This is a genomic window from Streptomyces aurantiacus JA 4570, from assembly GCF_000414115.1.
Lineage (GTDB): Bacteria > Actinomycetota > Actinomycetes > Streptomycetales > Streptomycetaceae > Streptomyces > Streptomyces aurantiacus_A.
The window spans coordinates 1-1,961 of the sequence record NZ_AOPZ01000091.1; the positions used below are offsets into that span (position 1 = coordinate 1).

At 71.6% G+C, this 1,961-nt stretch carries 2 protein-coding genes; one reads left to right on the forward strand and one right to left on the reverse strand.

The genetic code is table 11. The features are described 5' to 3' along the window. Positions 1 to 38: 38 nt before the first annotated feature. Positions 39 to 1,667 carry an alkaline phosphatase D family protein gene (locus STRAU_RS12010; RefSeq protein ID WP_016640568.1) on the reverse strand — a complete coding sequence of 543 codons (1,629 nt, stop codon included), beginning with the start codon at positions 1,665 to 1,667 and terminating at the stop codon, positions 39 to 41. 133 nt (positions 1,668 to 1,800) lie between these two features. Between STRAU_RS12010 and STRAU_RS40145 the strand changes: the two genes are divergently transcribed. Next, positions 1,801 to 1,961: SDR family NAD(P)-dependent oxidoreductase (locus STRAU_RS40145; protein WP_158692063.1), on the forward strand; the 161-nt coding region annotated here is incomplete at its 3' end.

A 1,961-nucleotide genomic window follows, 5' to 3' on the forward strand; every position in this document is an offset into this window, starting at 1 on the left:
TTGAGGACGAGGCCGTTCAGGCTGATACGGGGCGAGGGCTACACCGGGCGCAAGCCCGGGTTTCCCGCCTCGGTCACGAAGGACGCCGCCGTCGTGAGGGGCGCCCCGGGCGTGGTGACCGCGGACACCGTCTTGAAGTCGGCCCGGGCCTCGGCGCGGCCGAGAGCGACCGTCACGTACCCCCGCCGCCCGTTGTAGAACTTCAGGTGAGGGTTCGCCTTCGTGTAGGTCTCCCAGTTGGCGGGCCGCTCCGCCCCGTCCTTCCCGCTGGCGATGGACGTGGCGACGATCTCGGTGCCGACGACCTTCGAGGACGGCTTGTCGAAGTCGTCGAGGATGTCGAAGGCGTACCCGACGTGGACGTCACCGGTGAGGACCATGAGGTTGTCGACCCCGGCGGACTTCGCCCCGGCGAGCACGCGGTCGCGCGAGGCGGAGTACCCGTCCCACGCGTCCATGCTGACCTTGGCCTCGGCGGTCAGGTCGAGCTTGCGCTGGGAGAAGGTGACCTGCTGCGGGACGACGTTCCACAGGGCACGCGAGCGGCGCCAGCCCTCGATGAGCCAGCGCTCCTGGGTGGCACCGGTGATGGTGCGCTTCGGGTCGCGCGACTCGGGCCCGGGCGCGTGCGCCTTGTCCCCGTACGCCTGGTCGGACCGGTACTGGCGGGTGTCGAGGATGTCGAACTGGGCGAGCCGGCCCCAGCTGAGGCGGCGGTAGAGCTGCATGTCGGAGCCGGTGGGCCGCTGCGGGCGGCGCAGCGGCTGGTTCTCCCAGTACGCGCGGTAGGCGGAGGCCCGGCGCAGCAGGAACTCCTCGGGCGGGTTGCCGTTCTCGTCGAGGCCGTCGGCGTAGTTGTTCTCGACCTCGTGGTCGTCCCAGGTGACGACGAAGGGGTGCGCGGCGTGCGCGGCGCGCAGGTCGGGGTCGGACTTGTAGAGCGCGTACCGGCGCCGGTAGTCGTCGAGGGTCTGCGTCTCGCGGTTGAAGATGTCGGGCAGCACACGGTCGGTGTACTTGCGGGCGCCGCCGGCGGAGTTCACGGCGTACTCGTAGAGGTAGTCGCCGAGGTGGAAGACCACGTCGACATCGTCCTCGGCGAGGTGCTTGTACGCGGTGAAGTAGCCGTCGTGGTACGCCTGGCAGGACACCGCGGCCAGCGTGAGCGCGGCGCTGCTGGAGGCGGGCGGCGCGGTGCGGGTGCGGCCGGTCTCGCTGAGGTACTTGCCGGTGCGGAAGCGGAAGTAATACGTCCGGTCGGCGTCGAGGCGGTCGGCCTGGACGTGCACGGAGTGGTTGAACTCCGGGTGCGCGGTGACCGCGCCTCTCCTGACGACGCGCCTGAAGCGCGGGTCGCGGGCCAGCTCCCATTGGACGGTGACGCGCCGGGCGGGCAGGCCGCCGCCCTGCTCGAAGGGTTTGGGCGCGAGCCGGGTCCACAGCAGTACGGAGTTCGGCTGCGGGTCGCCCGAGGCCACGCCGAGCGTGAAGGGGTCGGCGGACACGCGGGCGGCGTCCATCTCGGCCGCCCCCGCCACGCCCGCGGTGGGCAGGTTGGTGGCGAACGCCAGGGCGGCGGCCGCGCCGGTACCGGTGAGGAACCGGCGGCGGCCCAAGTGGCGTGCGGCGGCGCGGAGTTCGGGTGAGTGCTGTGCAGCGGGTGTCATGTGCCCCTCCCCTGAAGATGGTTGCAAGGGGCATTGGAGTAGCCGGGGACGACACCCGCCTGTCACGTACACAACAGCCAAATGGCGGGCAGATGAGGTCCGTGTGGCGGACCCTCCCGTACCCTGCGGGGCCATGAACGCTGAGCGAACGGCACCCTCGAAGACCGCCGTGGTGACCGGAGCGGGCTCCGGAATCGGCCGCGCCGTCGCCCTCGAACTGCTCCGGGCGGGCTGGTCGGTGGCGCTCGCGGGACGGCGCGAGGAGACACTGCGCGAGACCGCGGACCTGGCCGC

What these genes read in the sequence shown, in the direction of transcription:
- STRAU_RS12010 (WP_016640568.1), bottom strand. Translation starts at nt 1,667, where the DNA reads ATGACACCCGCTGCACAGCACTCACCCGAACTCCGCGCCGCCGCACGC.